Genomic DNA, 17,748 nt, shown 5'->3' with positions numbered 1-17,748 from the left:
TAAGAGTTGCCCCAAACGCCCGCACACGAAGTCTTATCGACCCCAGATGGCTTTGCAGCCATCTGGTTAAGAAATATTATTTCTTGTCGTCTTTAACTTCTTCGAACTCAGCATCTACAACGTCGTCTTCTTTAGACTGTGCATCGGCGTCAGCACCTTGTGCTTGCTGCGCTTGAGCTTGTTGTTGAGCGATTTCCATCAGTTTTTGAGAAGCGGTCATTAGTGCTTGAACTTTAGCATCGATAGCTTCTTTGTCTTCGCCTTTGCGCGCTGTTTCTAGCTCAGAAATTGCTGCTTCAATCTTCTCTTTCTCTTCTGCAGGTAGTGCTTCACCAGCTTCTTCTACTTGCTTACGAGTACCGTGAATCATTTGGTCAGCTTGGTTACGTGCAGTCGCTAGCTCTTCGAACTTTTTGTCCGCTTCTTTGTTAGCTTCTGCTTCTTGAACCATTTTCTCGATGTCTTCATCGCTTAGACCGCCAGAAGCTTGGATAGTGATCTTCTGCTCTTTACCAGTCTGCTTGTCTTTCGCTGACACGTGTAGGATACCGTCCGCATCAAGGTCAAAAGTAACCTCGATTTGTGGCATACCACGTGGTGCAGGCTGGATGCCTTCTAGGTTGAATTGACCTAGAGACTTGTTGTACATCGCTTGCTTACGCTCACCTTGTAGAACGTGGATAGTAACCGCGCTCTGGTTGTCTTCCGCTGTAGAGAAAACTTGGTTCGCTTTAGTTGGGATAGTTGTGTTCTTCTCAACTAACTTAGTCATTACGCCACCCATTGTCTCGATACCTAGAGACAGTGGAGTTACGTCTAGTAGTAGTACGTCTTTAACGTCACCAGCAAGTACACCACCTTGAACTGCAGCACCCATTGCTACTGCTTCGTCAGGGTTTACGTCACGGCGCGCTTCTTTACCAAAGAACTCAGCAACTTTCGCTTGAACCATTGGCATACGAGTCTGACCACCAACTAGGATTACGTCAGTGATGTCGTTTACTGATAGATCAGCGTCAGCTAGAGCTACTTTTAGTGGCTCAAGAGAGCGTTGTACTAGGTCTTCAACTAGAGATTCTAGTTTTGCACGAGTCACTTTAATGTTCATGTGCTTAGGACCAGTTGCATCTGCAGTAACGTAAGGTAGGTTTACGTCAGTTTGAGAAGTAGAAGAAAGCTCGATTTTCGCTTTTTCTGCTGCTTCTTTAACACGCTGCATTGCTAGTGGATCGTTCTTAAGATCGATACCTTGCTCTTTCTTAAACTCGTCTACTAAGTAGTTGATTAGGCGGTTATCAAAGTCTTCACCACCAAGGTGAGTATCACCGTTAGTCGCTAGAACTTCGAATGTTTTCTCGCCTTCAACTTCATCGATTTCGATGATAGAGATATCGAATGTACCACCACCAAGGTCGTATACCGCGATAGTGCGATCGCCGCCTTTCTTATCAAGACCGTAAGCTAGCGCTGCTGCTGTTGGTTCGTTGATGATACGTTTAACTTCTAGACCTGCGATACGGCCAGCATCTTTTGTAGCTTGACGCTGAGCATCGTTAAAGTAAGCAGGTACTGTGATAACTGCGCCAGTTACTTCCTCACCAAGGAAATCTTCAGCAGTTTTCTTCATTTTCTTAAGAACTTCAGCAGAAACTTGAGGAGCCGCCATTTTTTGGCCTTTTGCTTCTACCCAAGCGTCACCGTTGTCAGCCTTAACAATTTTGTAAGGCATGATTTGGATGTCACGCTGAACTTCTTCGTCTTCAAAACGACGACCGATTAGACGCTTAATTGCAAATAGCGTGTTTTCTGGGTTAGTTACTGCTTGACGTTTCGCAGGTTGACCTACTAGCGTCTCACCGTCAGTGTAAGCAATAACCGATGCAGTAGTACGTTCGCCCTCTGCGTTTTCAATTACACGTGGTTTGTCGCCGTCTAATACAGCAACACATGAGTTAGTAGTACCTAAGTCAATACCAATGATTTTACCCATCTGGCTATCTCCGAATAAATTCTATTTTCGTTTGGTTATAACCCCAATGTGGGGGGAGGAGAATCGGGTTTCAACCCTTGCTCACAAACAAAAATAATCAATGTTTGCTTCTCTATGCCACATAGATAAGGGCGGCAAAATGCTTTTCAAGGGCAGAATTAAAAAAAAGCGTCTTTTTTCGAAATTTATGTGTTTCTTTCTGATTAGTTGGGAACTCGTCACACTGCTGTAGCGCAACAAAACACCATTTCTCAGGTAAATGTATTTATGCCCGACTCTTCCTAAACAAAAAAACGAGCTCATAAGAGCTCGTTTCAATATTAGGGTTAAAATAAATGATTCAAGACATTAAGCGTTCGCTTGAGCAGGCTCAGCGTCAACGCCTTCTTCTTTACCAATCTCACCTTCTGTTTTTGCAACAATGGTGTTTACCGCCGTGTCGCCCACAACGTTTGAAGACGTACAGAACATGTCATTAATACGGTCAACCGCAGCAATAATTGCCAAGCCTTCAGGTGGTAAGCCTAGTTGGTGAAGCAAAACGCCTACCATTACTACGCCGCCTCCAGGAACGCCACCAGCACCAATAGATAATAGAAGAATAGTTAAACCAAGCGTGAAGATGTCTGCGGTGTTAATTGGCTGGCCAAAAGCGTTCGCAACAAACATCGTTGCTAGAGCAATATAGATAGACACACCAGACATGTTCATCGTTGCGCCCAGTGGTACACCGAAGCCAGCAACCGATTTAGAGACCTGAAGCTTTTCTGTCAGTGTACGCATCGTTACCGGGATAGTCGCGTTTGAGCTCGCGGTAGATAGAGAGAACAGAATCTGCTCACGAGTTGCACGTAGGAAAGTCTTTGGAGAGGTCCCTGTCGCAAGACTTACTGCCATTGGATAGAAGAAGAAGATCCAGAACACCAACATCGCAACCACCAAGGCCACATAACCAGCCACGGACATCAATGTATTGGCGTTTAGCGTTGCACCTAGTTGAATCATTAGTGCGAACACACCATATGGTGCAAGACTCATCACTAATCCAACCAGTTTCATCATGATTTCATTTGCCATTTTGAACGTGCGGATGGCAGGACCACCACGAGAATCCAAAGCTTGAATTGCAAGACCTGTCAGAATTGCCATGAAGATAATTTGCAGCATGTCACCGTTAGCAAACGCTTGTACTGGATTGCTAGGAACAATGTTAACAACTAGAGAGAAAATGTCCGGCGTTTCTGTCGTCGTCAGCTGTACGGCCTCAGATACCGTTCCTGCCAGATTAGCACCAGCTCCTGGCTGGAAAATCAAACCAACAGTCAAAGCCGCCGTAATCGCAATGATGGTGTTAAGAATGTAGAGGGTAAAAGTTTTTCCACCAAGACGACCAAATGCACTGATGTCTTTCAAGTCAACAATGCCGCATACGATTGAAACGTAAACTAAAGGAACAACAAGCAATTTGATCAGCGAGACAAACATGCCGCCAACGCCTTCTGCTGCTCCAAGTAGGTATGTATCAAAAATCGCAATACCGCTAAATAAGTACTGAATTGCTGTTCCCAGCACAAGGCCGGCAAACAAGCCTATAAAAATCTTACTAGAAAGCGATTTATCCATTGTAAATCTCCGATATGTTGTGTTTGCTATTTACATCTTTATAGTTATATATGCTTACTTTTAAAGCATTAGTCGCAAATCATACACACCGAAGTTACAAAATAAAGTGACAATTTACATTTTTGTTAACGAAATTATTTTAGAAAAAATGACTATATTTACATTCCTATGCAGAACAAACATTCACACAACGAATGATTACAATCACTTATAGCCCTTTCTGTTAATAAACACGCAGCGAGATGAGAAGAAATCTCCTATAGGAAAATAATTAACCAATAGGAAAAAACATGAAGGGGATCAAACTTCCATTTTATCGATATACAATGAAGCTCATTACAACAACTTACGTTTAAAACAAAAAAGCGCCCATCAAAAAATGATGGGCGCTTTATATTTGAAAACAGGCAGTTAAGGTTATTTAGCAACCATTACCATTGCCGGACGAATCACACGGCCGTTTAGTTCGTAGCCTTTTTGCATAACAAACATAACTGTGTTTGATTCATGATCAGGGCTTTCCTGAATCGACATCGCTTGATGGAACTCTGGGTTAAATGCTTCACCTTCAGGGTTGATTGCTTTCAAGCCAAATTTCGCCACAACGTCGACAAACGTTTTGTGTGTTAACTCAACACCTTCTAGGAACGGCTTAACCGTTTCATTCTCTGTATCTGCCGCTTGAATTGCACGCTCTAGGTTATCAATAACAGGAAGCAACTCTTCGGCAAACTTGTTCAACGCAAACTTACGTGCTTTATCGATTTCTTGCTCGGTACGACGACGCATGTTTTCTACTTCAGCTTTAGAACGCAACACCGCATCTTGCTGCTCTTTTACTTTTGCCTCGCTAGACAATAGTGCCGCTTCTAGTTGAGCAATCTTAGCGTCTGTCTCATCACCAATTTCTTCAAGCTCAGCTTCAACTTCTTGTGCTTCAGCTTCTACTTTTTCAGCCTCTTCGATGATTTGATCCAGCTCTTCTTCTGTAACTTTGTTTTCTTCGTTGCTCATGATATCTCCAGAATTCAACATAATGCCCTTAAAGCCATGCGCGTTTTTGCGGGCTTTAACCACATAAAAATTCGCATATTTAGGTGACTTGCCATTATTATGGGGATGAAGATTCCTGATTCAAGCCTCTTTAATGCGGAAATGCTATGAAAAATCCATGTAACGTGATCGCGATTATCGGAAAACCAAGAGATCAACAAGCAATTCAAACTCATAAAGAGTTGTACCAATGGCTGACCTCTGAAGGCTATAAAGTATTTATTGACGATCGCCTTGCCGCAATACTGGATGATATCCCGCAAAGTCAATTTGCCAGTTTAGTTGAACTAGGAAAAAATGCCGATCTAGCCATTGTGGTTGGTGGGGATGGCAACATGCTAGGCGCGGCAAGAATTTTATCCCGATTTGATGTACCAGTCATAGGGGTGAACCGTGGAAACCTGGGCTTCTTAACTGACTTAAACCCAGACGAGTTCCAAGCGTCTCTGCAAGCGGTACTCGACGGTGAGTATATTGAAGAAGAGCGCTTTCTCTTAGAAGCGGAAGTACACCGTCACGGGCAAATTAAAAGCCACAACGCTGCGCTAAATGAAGCTGTACTTCACCCAGGGCAAATTGCCCATATGATTGAATTTGAAGTGTACATCGATGAAAGCTTCGCCTTCTCTTTACGAGCCGATGGTTTGATTGTTTCCACACCAACGGGCTCGACTGCATATTCGCTTTCTGGCGGTGGTCCAATTCTTTCGCCTAGCTTGAATGCCATTTCACTCGTGCCAATGTTCCCTCATACCTTGTCGAGTCGACCTTTGGTGGTTGATGGAAAGCGTCGAATTAAATTGGTGGTGTCACCAGAGAACCGAGGAACACAAGAAGTTAGCTGTGATGGACAAGTGTCTCTCCCTGTTTCTCCAGGCGACGAAATCCACATCTATCAAAGTCCAAATGTGCTCAAACTCATCCATCCCAAAGACTACAGCTACTATCACGTTTTACGTAACAAGCTTGGTTGGTCTAGTAAATTGTTCTAACACTTGTTACTCAGGGAAATGACTTCAATAAAAAAGCCAGCAGCTTAATTGCCACTGGCTTTTGGCTTTCTTAGACAAGAAATAGACACAAAGTAGTGAGGCGACACGATATTTGCTGTCATTAAAGAGAAGTTTATAAATTTTGATCCTGTGGGCAAAGTTTACACAAAAGATAGAAAAGCAAATTCAATGATCTATGTCCGGTGATATTCTCACCATGAATAGAGTATTAACTCTATTTCATAAAATCAATAAAGGACATATTATGAAGAAAACCATCATTCTGTCTGTTCTCAGTACATTAGCACTTATTGGCTGCCAATCAGAGGAAACGCAAGTCAACAGTGTATCCAACGCAAAAGCGGAAGATATCACTAAGACGAAGCGTGCCCTCGCTCAACAATTGAGTGAGAACTATGCTGCCATTGAACCCATGTTGAGAAGAGATATTACTCCACAACAGACTAGCGTCTCTGTATCAGCATTTGTTCAACAAAACCCCAACTCCGAGTTTAGCCGTCAGCTTGTACAAGCTGACACTCAAATTCGTAGCTGGAAAGGTATTTCTGAATACTCAGATCAGTTGCTGGAAGTTCGTTTAGCGAATGAGAGCATGATAACAGCATGGCAAAGTGGCGAGGTCGAGCCATTATTTGCATTTGAACCAAGTGGTGATGATGAGAATTGGCAATACATCGAAGCATTTGATGTGTATGGCAACATCCATCAACTCGATGTTTACCAGCTCCCTGATGTACCTGTACTTGTCGTTGATAACAACAGCTCTGCAGAGCTAAAGGCTGGCTTGCAAGCTATGCAGGCTGAAATGAAAAAACTCGGTCAGCCAACTTTAGTTCAACCATACGTTGCTGATGAACAACGCCAAAATGCACCGCTATTGTCAAGTAGCACTATGGGCGAAGCGGCTCCAATTCAAACAACGCAGTTGAAAAAGATCCGTCTAGCCGATGACAAAGAACCTTGGATCTCTGGCAAGGCAGAAATCTACGCTATCGTAACGGGCGTCAATCCAAGTCGTGATGAACCTACTCTCGATTTAGTAGAGCTTCCATACTTAGACTACGATAACCAAGATTACTACCCAAATCAGATCATTATTCACTGGTCTCGTTACCGTTGGGGCGCTGCGGACATCGTGCTCATGGAACAAGATGATGGTACAGACTATAAACAGTTGGCAAAACTCCTTGTTCAAGTTGCCGAAGAAGTATTGAAAGCGATTCCAGATCCAGAAGTTCAGGCTTACGCGATTATTCCGCAAATCACGAATAAGATCATCGACACGATCCCTGACGGCGTCCTAACGAATGATGATGACTTCGTCGACGTTTACTACACACTAATGCAAGACACATCATACGTGGATCATCCAGGTGCTGGTGTGAATGCAGTAGTCACATTAGAGCCGCTCACGATTAACCCAACTCGTCCGTAACCTGTTCAATTTTAATGAGTCGTTGTAATCACTTCGGCTCATTTTTCCCACTTCATCACAAAAAAGCACCCCACACAGAAATTTTTTCTCACCTGTCTTTACTGTATAAAGAAACAGTATATACTGTTCTCTTATACAGTATTGTTCAGTTATACAGGTAAATAAAAATGCTGGCTCATCTAAGTGTTAATAATTTTGCGATTGTTAAGTCTTTACAACTCGAGCTGTCTAAGGGCATGACCACCATCACAGGTGAAACAGGCGCGGGTAAATCCATTGCTATCGATGCACTTGGGCTCTGCTTAGGCGGACGAGCCGAAGCTGGCATGGTTCGACAAGGTGAAGAAAAAACCGAAGTTAGTGCCGCTTTTTTACTGGACAACAACCTACATGCAACGCGTTGGCTAGAAGATAACGATCTGCTTGATGGCAGTGAATGTATTTTGCGTCGCATCATCACAAAAGAAGGTCGCTCAAGAGCCTTCATTAATGGCAGTCCTGTCCCACTATCACAACTCAAATCTCTAGGGCAACTGCTGATCAATATCCATGGGCAACACGCTCATCATCAATTGATGAAAAACGAACACCAAATGGCCATGCTCGACCAATATGCAGGTCATCTAAACCTACTAAAAAGCACACGAAGTGCTTACCAGCATTGGCGTCAGGCAGACAATAACCTCAAGCAACTAAAAGAAAATAGCCAGCAAAACCAGGCGCAAAAACAGTTGCTTGAATACCAAATCAAAGAACTAAATGAGTTATCGCTAGGTGAAGAAGAATTTGCAGAGCTCGAGCAAGAGCACAAACGACTATCCAATAGTGGTGAACTCGCCACTACCTGTCAGCAAGCCATCGAACTTATTTACGAAGGTGAAGAAGTCAATGCGCTTGGTATTTTGCAATCGGCCAATCACTCCCTAATTCAACTAGCAGAGTTAGATGAAAAGCTATCTGAGCTACCCAACATGTTGTCAGAAGCGATGATTCAACTAGAAGAAACGAAGAACGAATTACGCAGTTATCTAGATGGCATCGATGTGGATCCTGCTCGTATGGCTTATGTAGAAGAACGTTTTTCTAAAGTGATGTCTGTTGCTCGCAAACACCACGTGATGCCAGAAGAGCTATACCAACATCACCAAGATCTTCTGGCCCAAGTAGAAGCGTTAGATTGCTCTGATGAACGTTTAGATGAACTCGCGCAAGAAGTGGAACAAAAGTACCAAAGCTTCCTAAACCAAGCAGAAAAACTACACAAATCACGCAGCCGTTACGCTAAAGAGCTGAATAAGCTGATCACGCAAAGCATGCACGAATTGAGCATGGAAAAAGCGGTATTCAATATCGAAGTCAGCAATGAAAACACGCACCCATCACCACTTGGCATGGACAGTGTGTGCTTCTTAGTATCGACCAACCCAGGACAGCCATTGCAACCTATAGCAAAAGTTGCGTCAGGCGGTGAGCTATCACGCATCTCATTAGCTATCCAAGTGATTACCGCTCAGAAAGTGGATACACCAAGCTTGATCTTCGATGAGGTGGATGTCGGTATTAGTGGTCCAACAGCAGCTGTAGTCGGCAAAATGCTACGCAAGCTTGGCGAGTCTACTCAGGTATTATGTGTCACTCACCTCCCTCAAGTTGCGGGGTGTGGCCATCAACAAATGTTCGTGGCTAAACAAACAAAAGCTGGCCAAACCGAAACACAAATGCACGCATTAGATGAACAACAACGTGTGGCAGAATTAGCTCGCCTACTTGGAGGTAGCCAAATTACAGATTCTACCCTTGCAAACGCCAAAGAGCTCCTCATCGCCGCTTAGCCATGCTCTTTCAAAGATAGAGTCACGAACACTACTCCGTGACTCTACCTCCCCCATCACCATATCAAAGTGCTTGGGTGCTGATTCCCTTTCGAAATAATGGTCAGTGCCACCCCATAGCTCAATAACTTGGCTATTTGTCATTAGTTACCGCTTAAACTGGATAGAAAACCGCTCATCGACATAAACATACATGTGAGAGAATCAATAAATGCAACTCAACTCAAAATTCGTTGTCAGATTTCCTATCATACGACGCATAGCTTTTTACATCTGCGTCGAGCTTGTTTATTATCAGCGCAGTATTTTAAAGGTTACTAAGAAATTATTATGCAATTAAAGAAGTGGTTAGTTGCCGTACCATTAGCAATGACATTGCTGACAGGATGTTCGGTATTGGAAAAACTGGTTTATCGCATTGATATCAACCAAGGCAACTATGTAGAACAAAGTGCGGTAGATAAATTAAAGTTTGGGATGACTAAAGCACAGGTTCGCTTCGTACTAGGGTCGCCAATGCTTATTGAAAACGGCTACCCAAACACTTGGTACTACATTTATCACCATACTCCTGGTCACGGTGATCCAGTGCAAAAAGACCTGATCGTTAACTTTAACGATCAAGGCACACTCGCAGATATCAGTGGTGACTTCCCAAAAAGTGACGCTTTTTACGAGCAGATTCAGTAAACGACTTTTGCAAAAAACCTCTCACATGAGAGGTTTTTTATTATCTAGATATCGCGCAATCACACTTTGAATCAATGACGCCATCCATTGGGATTGATATCAAGTCTACTTATTCTTACGTACAGAGCTAGGCTTACCACCGGTGACTGGGTCTGCATTCCCCTCGGCTTTAGCCTGCTCCGCCCGCTTACGACGAATCTCTTTCGGGTCTGCGAGTAACGGACGATATATCTCTATTCGATCTCGATCTCGAACGGTCGCATCTAACTTCACATTACGACTAAACACACCCACTTTATTCTTAGATAAATCAATTTCAGGGTATAACTCTAACACGCCAGATTGTCGAATGATCTCTTCTACCGTTGCGTGATTATTCACCACTAAATTAAATACACGCTGTTCATGAGGAAGAGCATAGACAACCTCTACGTGAATCATATCTGACTCAATACTCATAACACTCGTAGACCTGTTTTGCGCGTTTAGTGAATGCATTTACCATGTTACTGGTAAGCTCGTTAAAAACCTTACCGAAGGCCATCTCAATCATTTTACTTGAGAATTCAAACTCAAGCTTTAGCTCAACCTTGCAAGCTTGCTCATCTAGCGCGGTAAAAATCCAACCACCACGCAATGTCTTAAACGGACCATCCACCAAGTTCATCATAATTGCTTGGCCTGGGATCAGCTCATTTGAAGTAGTAAACGTTTTGCTGATACCAGCCTTCGCCACATCGACAGAAGCCACCATACCATTACCCGAAGACTCAATGATTCTAGAGCCCGAGCAACCAGGCAGAAACTCAGGGTATTTAGCAACATCGTTAACCAGATTGAACATCTGTTCAGCACTAAAAGACACAAGCGCAGAACGGCTGACTTGCTTCATACATACTCCTATCGATACATGTACAGATTTAAAGCTCCTGCCAATTTTACTTTTATTCCACGATTGCGCAAATAAAAGGATTTCCTATCCGATATCCAACCCGTATAATGTCGCTATTATGGCAAAGAAAAAAACGAAACAAAAAGCGGGTAGCAATACTATCGCGCTGAATAAAAAAGCTCGCCACGAGTATTTCATCGATGATGAAATCGAAGCTGGCTTGGAGCTCCAAGGTTGGGAAGTGAAAGCCCTTCGCCAAGGTAAAGCCAATATTTCTGAAAGTTACGTATTTATGCGTGACGGTGAAGCCTTTGTGAGTGGCATGACAATCACTCCTTTAAATCAGGCATCGACACACGTAGTGGCGAACCCCACACGTGTGCGTAAACTACTAATGAGTCGTCGTGAACTAGACAACCTATTCGGACGAGTGAACCGTGAAGGTATGACATTAACGGCGCTCTCTCTGTACTGGTCTCGCTCTTGGGTGAAACTAAAAATTGGCGTAGCAAAAGGTAAAAAGCTGCACGATAAACGTACGGATTTAAAAGAAAAAGACTGGGCAAGAGAGAAAGCACGCGTAATGAAGAGTACACTGCGTTAATCTTGACCACTTAAACGCATAGTACTGGACAGCCAATGCTTTTCTGTTACTATGCGAATATTACCTGGGGCTGATTTAGGATTCGACGGGAATTCAGAAGTCTGAGGTGCATGCCGAGGTGCGGTAGGCCTCGTTAACAAACCGCAAAAAAATAGTCGCAAACGACGAAAACTACGCACTAGCAGCTTAATAACCTGCTCAGAGCTCTCTCGCCCTAGCTTCCGCACGTAAGACGGGGAATAACGAGGGATCAAACCCAAACGCGCTAGCCCGGATTCTCCCGCCTGAGAGATGAACGGCGAATTTTAATTCAGGCTAGTCATTCATTAGCGTGTCGGTTCGCAGGTGGGTGGCGAAATTAAAGATCGACTAAGCATGTAGTACCAATGATGAACGGTTTTCGGACGCGGGTTCAACTCCCGCCAGCTCCACCAAACGTTTGGAAAAGGCCACCTTCGGGTGGCCTTTTTTGTATCAACAACCCACTATCCACATTGTCTTCTTTTCTCACGCACTCATGCTACCTGATAACTTTTCACTAGCATAACTCTGAACGTACGCCGATTTAAAAACTCGTTGAGTATTAAGTAACAGACGATACGCTCATAAATACACCACCAAAAACACATGGAAGTTCAGAAGAACTCACTCAAGGACAAAAAGTGTGTACTATATGCTCTTCGATTTAAAGTGCTCTAAGTCTTTTGGGGTATCAACAACTACGAGCGCTAAATCTAAGTTATAGAATTATGATGGGTTAAAGTTGAACAATTTGGGTTTATCACTAACCATCAAAAGATACTCAATAAGCCTTTTCTTTTGTTCTTGGTTATCACAATTGGTGGAAATATAAATTATCAATTCAATCTAGCATTACGATGTAAATTAATAAAAACACCTCTTGACCAAGCGACTAATTAACTATTTTTAATACGATTTCATTGTCTTAAACCTAGTATTTATAGAGCTCTTTACCATTCGATAGCTCTCGTTTATTTTGCTTCCACATTACCTGATGAAAGCCTCAAAAATCCAATACAATATAACTACCTAAGATTAGCGCAGACTGAGTGTTCCAGATTTAAACTTTATTAATGCTAATAAAAAGCGGTCAAGTAGATAAACATAAATCTAAAAATGTAATTTTCAAATTCACAAGTTACAAGGACAATGCAGTACGAATCACATAGTTAACATTAAATATTGTAAAAACACACAATACATATATGTTTATAGATTTTTAAATGAAAAAAGTCGATGTGAGAAATTACTTAGTTGGATTTATTACAATCATATTGTTGAGCATTAATATGAGTTTTGGAGAGAGTATATTGAATAGCGATAAAGTTAACCAATACACACCACAAATCAATGGTGTGCTAACAAAAAAAGGGAAGCCGATTAATAACCAAAAGGTTAGTCTTAGTATTGGTTTAAGCGCTTCAGGAAAATCAATAGACTTATCAACATTTACTGACAGCAGTGGTCGGTTTGAATTTTCTCCTGTGTATGAGGACAAAGAGAGCGTTAAGATCCCGCTTATTGAACATTATGTAACTATTGTTTTAACCACAGAACTAGATATTGATGAAAGCGTTATTATTTGGGAAGGTTCGTTCGATGGCTATGAAATAGAGGATTACGTAAAAAACAATATGGCTAATCTAGTCTGTGATGCAGCAAACCCTCTTAAGTACTTTGCTTTTTCAATTGATGATGACGAAAACGATGACTACTACGTAAATAGTCAATGTGATTTATTTGGATATATTGACTCTGACTTATATGGAAATTAAAGAATGCAATCACTCTCACCAAAGCTATCATCTAGAATCGCAGAAATCCCTTATTCTGTATTCGCAACTAATGTTCGTAACGTTAGTGGTTATATAGCAAAGTTTTTTACATTTGATCTAAGGAATGATGTCAAAAAAGGAACGACAAGTGGCTTTATGGGATTTGGTGGAATGACATCAGATTTTGTAGCGATAGGTCGAGGTAAGGGCGAGTTTGCCGATACTTTAGTATTTTCCTTCCGAGGCACTCAAGCAAACATCGGCGACATTATGACCGATGGAAACATTGGGATATCAGGTACCTCATCCGGTTACAGGGTACATGCAGGTTTTGTAAATCTCTTCAATACGATAAAGCCACAACTTGCAGCATACATCGCTGGTTATTCGAAAAAGAACATGAAAGCACCGAAGGCAGTACACTGTGTAGGTCATAGTTTAGGTGGTGCTCTTGCTTCATTAGCGGCAGATTGGGTGAAGAGTCAGTACGGCTATAGCGTACACCTATATACTTTTGGCGCACCAAAAGTTGGCTTTAAACCATACGCAAGAAGGGAGTTAGATTCTTCATATCGCTGCACTCATGGTGCAGATCCAGTTCCGATGTCTCCTCTTTGGCCATTTACTCACGGTGGTATTGAGTATCGGCTAGATGGAAGTTCTGGCATCTACTTCTGCGCTCATGGACTAGGAAAAAAATCTGTTCCGGGTTATGTCAATACCGCTACAAGTAATGAGTGGTCGGCACTACAACCCAAATCTCAAACTTACCTAGAACGCAACGTATTTCTTGACTTCAACAATAGATATAATGCTCGAATGACTGATGGTTGGGTAAGTAAAATAGTCTCTTCAATTTTGACCTTACTAAGAATTTCAGGTCTGGGTCATATAATACAACAAATAGCAACCGTAGGCCTTACTGCTTGGGATCAACTAGCTAAAGCTATGGCGTACATTTCAAAACTAAAAAACGAGTATACAGAACACGTCCGCGGTATTTTAGGTCACATGAATGTCATGTCAGGTAGCGCAGCGATCGACCTATCGAGTATTACTTATAGAGTGATAAAACTTTGTTTTTCGAGACTAGTAAGAAGGTTAGACAGTCATGTTAGAAATGCTCTAAATATAGTAGAGTGACAGTAAAAGATACTAACAATTATTCTAAAAACAGCTCTATTAGCCTCAACTAGATTGAGCTCAAAAAAGCGAAGCTATTTAGGCTTCGCTTTTTATTAGGGCTTAGAGTTGTTAACAATATTAAAATCTATATTCCACACCTAGCGATGCTTGGTTAAAATCAGTTTTTGTGTTTGCACCATTCGCTACGTTCTCTGCATTCAGTTCTACGTCGTACCACATATATTCTGCGTTAACTAAGAAGTTATCAGTAACTTTAAAACCAACACCGGCACCAGCGAATACACCTTCGTCATCTTTGTTGCCTTGGAAGCCCGCAACGTTGTAATCCGTCGAGTACCACATTTGACCGCCTTTTGCGTAAAGATCGACACGATCAGCAATAGGGGCTGTAACTTTTAGTGCTGCGGTGTAACCGTCCGTTTCGGCATTTGCTAAGTTATTACCATAGCTACCAAAATCAATGTAACCGCCCTCTAACGCTAAGTAAGGGTTAAAACGGTAACCAACCAAACCTTGAATAGCATCACTGTCATCATCAAAGTCATCTTGTCCATCAACTTTTAAGTAACCATAATTGGCGCCGACATAAACACCATGATCTTTGGAGTCCGCTGCGTGAGATAAAGTACTAAACGTTGCTAAAGAAAAAAGGCCAATCAAAGTAACAACATTGCTTTTCATTTCGTTCTCCTAATATAAGTGCCATTGAAAGTTCGAATTATACAAAGCAAATGCAATGCCAATTTTAATTTAATAAAAAACACTTTCTACTTTATAAAAAATTGACATTATTTTGAAATTAGAACAACAAAACTAAAAGTTATACTGTTTTATTTACCTTGAGAAAACAATATTAGATTTGTGTAAATACTAATGATGTAAAACATTCTATTTTATTTGTAGTTTTTTCAAAAGATAGGAGAAATCAATAAACAAACCCCAATCATCAATTATTTACACACCCATTATATTTAGGATTCTTAATTTTTGGTCTGGATTCTTTATGAACGAGTAAGGAAGGTAATCACACATCGGCTTTTTCTCTCTTTGCTTCAATAGGTAAATCTCCTACTCTGTGAAGAGGCTATCTCCATGGGACTGAAGTATGTTAAAAGGCAGTGAGTACCCTTCTATCCGAGCATTAAGGACGTTTGTCGCGGTTGCAAATTACCTCAGCTTCTCTAAAGCGGCGGATGCCCTATGCATTACACCAAAGCGCAGTAAGCAAACAAATCGCCGCGCTTGAACAACTAGTGGGTTTACCTTTAATACAAAGAGACTCGAATGGTATTGAGTTAACTGAGGAAGGAAAACGCTACCTACCGCAAGTCACAGAAGCACTAGAACTTATTCAGAATGCAACCGCCAACTTAATCCAATCAGATTCAAAGCAAGAATTGCTCACCGTGGATGTTACTCCTTCTTTCGCTAGCCTTTGGCTGGTGCCTCATATTGATGACTTCCACCAGCGACATCCCAATATCCGTGTAAGAATCTGTACCGGAGATGGGAACGTCAAAAGTTCAAGCGGTGAAAGCGACTTGCATATTCGTTGTCTTCCATTGTCCACACATTATGAATACAGCCACTTACTATGCGAAGAAATACTGCTATTGGTCGGTTGCACTAATACTCCTGCACTCAAGAGTGTGCAAGCTGTTAGCGACTATCCGTTGATAACTCAAATCACTCGTCCTCAGTTGTGGGAGCAATTTAAGGCTGCACATGCAGTAGAATCAATCGTTACCTATCACTCTGTAGGCTTTGAACATTTTTACCTAGCTTACGAAGCCGTCAAAATGGGAAAAGGACTCGCCTTACTTCCTGATTTTATGGCGCAGAATTCTATTTTAAGAGGGGATATCCAACGTATTCTTAACCTATCTTTACAGAGTGGTTATGGTTATTACGTGATGATCCCGAATTATCGCCTATCGGCTAAGAAAGTGGCGGCGTTTTACGAATGGTTGAAGAGCAAACTAAGCTAATATTGTTTTCTTGAAATGCTTTTGGTAACCCAAAACAACTCAAAGACTTCAGTATCTGTCTGCTCCAAATTGTGGCATTCTCATTAACACTGTTTCAAAAGGATAAATGGATTGAAAGATATGGACAGCAATTCGCCCAAACTCTCATTACGTACCATTGAGCCAACGGATTACCCTGAGCTTGCAGAACTAATGGACTTAGTGTTTCCTGATGTTGGCGGCTCATGGCCACGGCTGACGATTATGGATCTCATTCATCAGTTTCCTGATGGCCAAATCTGTATTGAAGATAACGGCAAAATAGTCGGTGCAGCATTAACCATTAAAGTGGACTACAACCGCTTTTCTCTTCCTCACTTGTATACCGACATCATTACCGAAAACAACGTCATACAGAATCAAGTAACCGGTGATGCAATGTATGGTCTCGATGTATTTGTCCACCCAGACTATCGAGGGCTACGTTTAGGTCGACGTTTATATGATGCACGTAAAGAGCTTTGCCGTAGTAAGAACTTCAAAGCCATTTTAGCCGGTGGTCGCATTCCTAATTACCACCAATACGCAGATGAACTGAGCGTTGCAGAGTACATCGACAAAGTAAAACGCCGTGAGCTTCATGACCCTATTTTGTCTTTTCAGCTTGCTAACGACTTCGATGTAAAACGTATCATGCGCGGCTACTTGCCAGAGGACAGTGCTTCTAAAGGTTACGCGACACTGCTGGAGTGGGATAACTTTTTCTACGAAGAGGATATTCAATCCGTACACGATGTAGAAAAGACACTGATTCGGATTGGTGTCGTACAGTGGCAAATGCGCGCGATGAATGACCTGGAGGATTTGCTCGATCAGGCTGAGTTCTTCATCTCTTCTCTTGCGAACTATAAAGCCGATTTCGCCCTATTCCCTGAGTTCTTTAACGCACCGCTGATGGGCTTGCAAAACGACAAAAATTCCGTTGAAGCAATCCGCTTTTTGGCTAGCTTTACAGAAGAGATCAAAAACCGTTTCTCGCAGATGGCGGTCACCTACAACATCAACATTATTGCAGGCAGTATGCCCGTTATCGAAGATGGCAAACTGTATAATGTGGCCTACTTGCTGCAACGAGATGGTGAAATTAACGCTCAATATAAAATCCACATCACGCCTCATGAACAAAGAGACTGGGTGATTGACGGTGGTGACAATGTTCAAGTGTTCGAAACCGATGCGGGCAAAGTCGGCATACTGATTTGTTATGACAGCGAATTCCCTGAATTGGGAAGAATGTTAGCAGAACAAGGCGCACAAATTGTATTCGTTCCTTTCTGGACGGACACAAAAAATGGCTATCAACGAGTACGAATTTGTTCCCAATCGCGTGCCATTGAAAACGAATGCTATGTTGCAATTGGTGGTAGTGTTGGTAACTTACCTCGTGTTGATAACGTGGACATCCAGTACGCACAATCTGCCGTATTCTCACCGTCGGATATCTACTTCCCGCACGATGCGACCTTGACAGAAGCAAGCGCCAACACCGAAATGATGATCTTCGCCGATGTTGATTTGACTAAGTTGAAGCAACTTAATACCGAGGGTTCAGTAACCAACTTACGGCACCGACGCCTTGATTTGTATGGCGCATTTACTAAAGCTAAAGAGTCATAATGGTGTGCCTTATTCGCCGCCACACGGGAG

The 17,748-nt window shown here is 42.2% G+C and carries 14 protein-coding genes, 1 other RNA gene and 1 pseudogene; 10 read left to right on the top strand and 6 right to left on the bottom strand.

Features of this window, described 5'->3' with window-relative positions:
* Positions 1-76: 76 nt before the first annotated feature.
* The 3 genes from dnaK to grpE form a co-directional block, all read right to left on the bottom strand.
* Complete coding sequence (gene dnaK, locus ACZ5ZC_RS11120; protein WP_005391455.1) at positions 77-1,990, bottom strand: molecular chaperone DnaK; 1,914 nt, start codon at positions 1,988-1,990, stop codon at positions 77-79.
* A gap of 348 nt (positions 1,991-2,338) precedes the next feature.
* Positions 2,339-3,613 carry a dicarboxylate/amino acid:cation symporter gene (locus tag ACZ5ZC_RS11115; protein ID WP_012842090.1) on the bottom strand — a complete coding sequence of 425 codons (1,275 nt, stop codon included), beginning with the start codon at positions 3,611-3,613 and terminating at the stop codon, positions 2,339-2,341.
* Between the two features lie 417 nt (positions 3,614-4,030).
* Complete coding sequence (grpE, locus tag ACZ5ZC_RS11110; RefSeq protein ID WP_012842091.1) at positions 4,031-4,627, bottom strand: nucleotide exchange factor GrpE; 597 nt, start codon at positions 4,625-4,627, stop codon at positions 4,031-4,033.
* 146 nt (positions 4,628-4,773) lie between these two features.
* On the opposite strand from grpE, the gene nadK reads away from it, so the two are divergent.
* The 4 genes from nadK (at position 4,774) to bamE (ending at position 9,636) form a co-directional block, all read left to right on the top strand.
* Positions 4,774-5,658, top strand: coding sequence for an NAD(+) kinase (nadK, locus tag ACZ5ZC_RS11105; RefSeq protein WP_005391462.1), 885 nt, complete (start codon positions 4,774-4,776; stop codon positions 5,656-5,658).
* A gap of 265 nt (positions 5,659-5,923) precedes the next feature.
* The gene (locus tag ACZ5ZC_RS11100) at positions 5,924-7,114 is read left to right on the top strand and encodes a DUF3103 domain-containing protein (RefSeq protein WP_301949815.1); all 1,191 of its coding nucleotides are present in this window, start codon (positions 5,924-5,926) and stop codon (positions 7,112-7,114) included.
* 167 nt (positions 7,115-7,281) lie between these two features.
* A complete protein-coding gene (gene recN / locus ACZ5ZC_RS11095; RefSeq protein WP_048626075.1) occupies positions 7,282-8,946 on the top strand; it encodes a DNA repair protein RecN in 1,665 nt (554 codons plus the stop codon).
* Between the two features lie 330 nt (positions 8,947-9,276).
* The gene (gene bamE, locus ACZ5ZC_RS11090; RefSeq protein ID WP_005391468.1) at positions 9,277-9,636 is read left to right on the top strand and encodes an outer membrane protein assembly factor BamE; all 360 of its coding nucleotides are present in this window, start codon (positions 9,277-9,279) and stop codon (positions 9,634-9,636) included.
* 105 nt (positions 9,637-9,741) lie between these two features.
* Here bamE and ACZ5ZC_RS11085 read toward each other — a convergent pair whose 3' ends face one another.
* Both ACZ5ZC_RS11085 and ACZ5ZC_RS11080 read right to left on the bottom strand, forming a co-directional pair.
* Positions 9,742-10,095, bottom strand: coding sequence for an RnfH family protein (locus ACZ5ZC_RS11085; protein WP_005391471.1), 354 nt, complete (start codon positions 10,093-10,095; stop codon positions 9,742-9,744).
* Positions 10,085-10,528, bottom strand: a complete 444-nt coding sequence (locus ACZ5ZC_RS11080) for an SRPBCC family protein (protein WP_005391473.1) — start codon at positions 10,526-10,528, stop codon at positions 10,085-10,087. The genes ACZ5ZC_RS11085 and ACZ5ZC_RS11080 overlap by 11 nt, the downstream gene beginning before the upstream one ends.
* A 118-nt stretch (positions 10,529-10,646) precedes the next feature.
* On the opposite strand from ACZ5ZC_RS11080, the gene smpB reads away from it, so the two are divergent.
* The 4 genes from smpB (at position 10,647) to ACZ5ZC_RS11060 (ending at position 14,071) form a co-directional block, all read left to right on the top strand.
* Positions 10,647-11,132 (top strand): SsrA-binding protein SmpB, encoded by a 486-nt coding sequence (gene smpB / locus ACZ5ZC_RS11075; RefSeq protein WP_005391476.1) that lies wholly within the window; start codon positions 10,647-10,649, stop codon positions 11,130-11,132.
* Between the two features lie 66 nt (positions 11,133-11,198).
* Positions 11,199-11,566: a transfer-messenger RNA gene (ssrA, locus tag ACZ5ZC_RS11070) on the top strand.
* Positions 11,567-12,376: 810 nt separating this feature from the next.
* Positions 12,377-12,928 carry a DUF6795 domain-containing protein gene (locus tag ACZ5ZC_RS11065; RefSeq protein ID WP_268979780.1) on the top strand — a complete coding sequence of 184 codons (552 nt, stop codon included), beginning with the start codon at positions 12,377-12,379 and terminating at the stop codon, positions 12,926-12,928.
* Between the two features lie 3 nt (positions 12,929-12,931).
* Complete coding sequence (locus ACZ5ZC_RS11060) at positions 12,932-14,071, top strand: lipase family protein (RefSeq protein WP_005391480.1); 1,140 nt, start codon at positions 12,932-12,934, stop codon at positions 14,069-14,071.
* 120 nt (positions 14,072-14,191) lie between these two features.
* Here the strand turns inward: ACZ5ZC_RS11060 and ACZ5ZC_RS11055 are convergent, their stop codons facing one another.
* On the bottom strand, positions 14,192-14,755 hold the full coding sequence (locus ACZ5ZC_RS11055; protein ID WP_005391484.1) for a porin family protein: 564 nt from the start codon (positions 14,753-14,755) through the stop codon (positions 14,192-14,194).
* Between the two features lie 424 nt (positions 14,756-15,179).
* Here ACZ5ZC_RS11055 and ACZ5ZC_RS11050 point away from each other — a divergent pair.
* Together ACZ5ZC_RS11050 and ACZ5ZC_RS11045 are read left to right on the top strand one after the other, a co-directional pair.
* A pseudogene (locus ACZ5ZC_RS11050) lies at positions 15,180-16,062 on the top strand (LysR family transcriptional regulator).
* Between the two features lie 120 nt (positions 16,063-16,182).
* Positions 16,183-17,718: a bifunctional GNAT family N-acetyltransferase/carbon-nitrogen hydrolase family protein gene (locus ACZ5ZC_RS11045; RefSeq protein WP_005391488.1), complete on the top strand. Its 1,536-nt coding sequence runs from the start codon at positions 16,183-16,185 to the stop codon at positions 17,716-17,718.
* Positions 17,719-17,748 lie beyond the last annotated feature (30 nt).

The organism is Vibrio sp. JCM 18905, from assembly GCF_055393305.1.
This window is presented reverse-complemented; position numbering and strand designations above follow the sequence as displayed.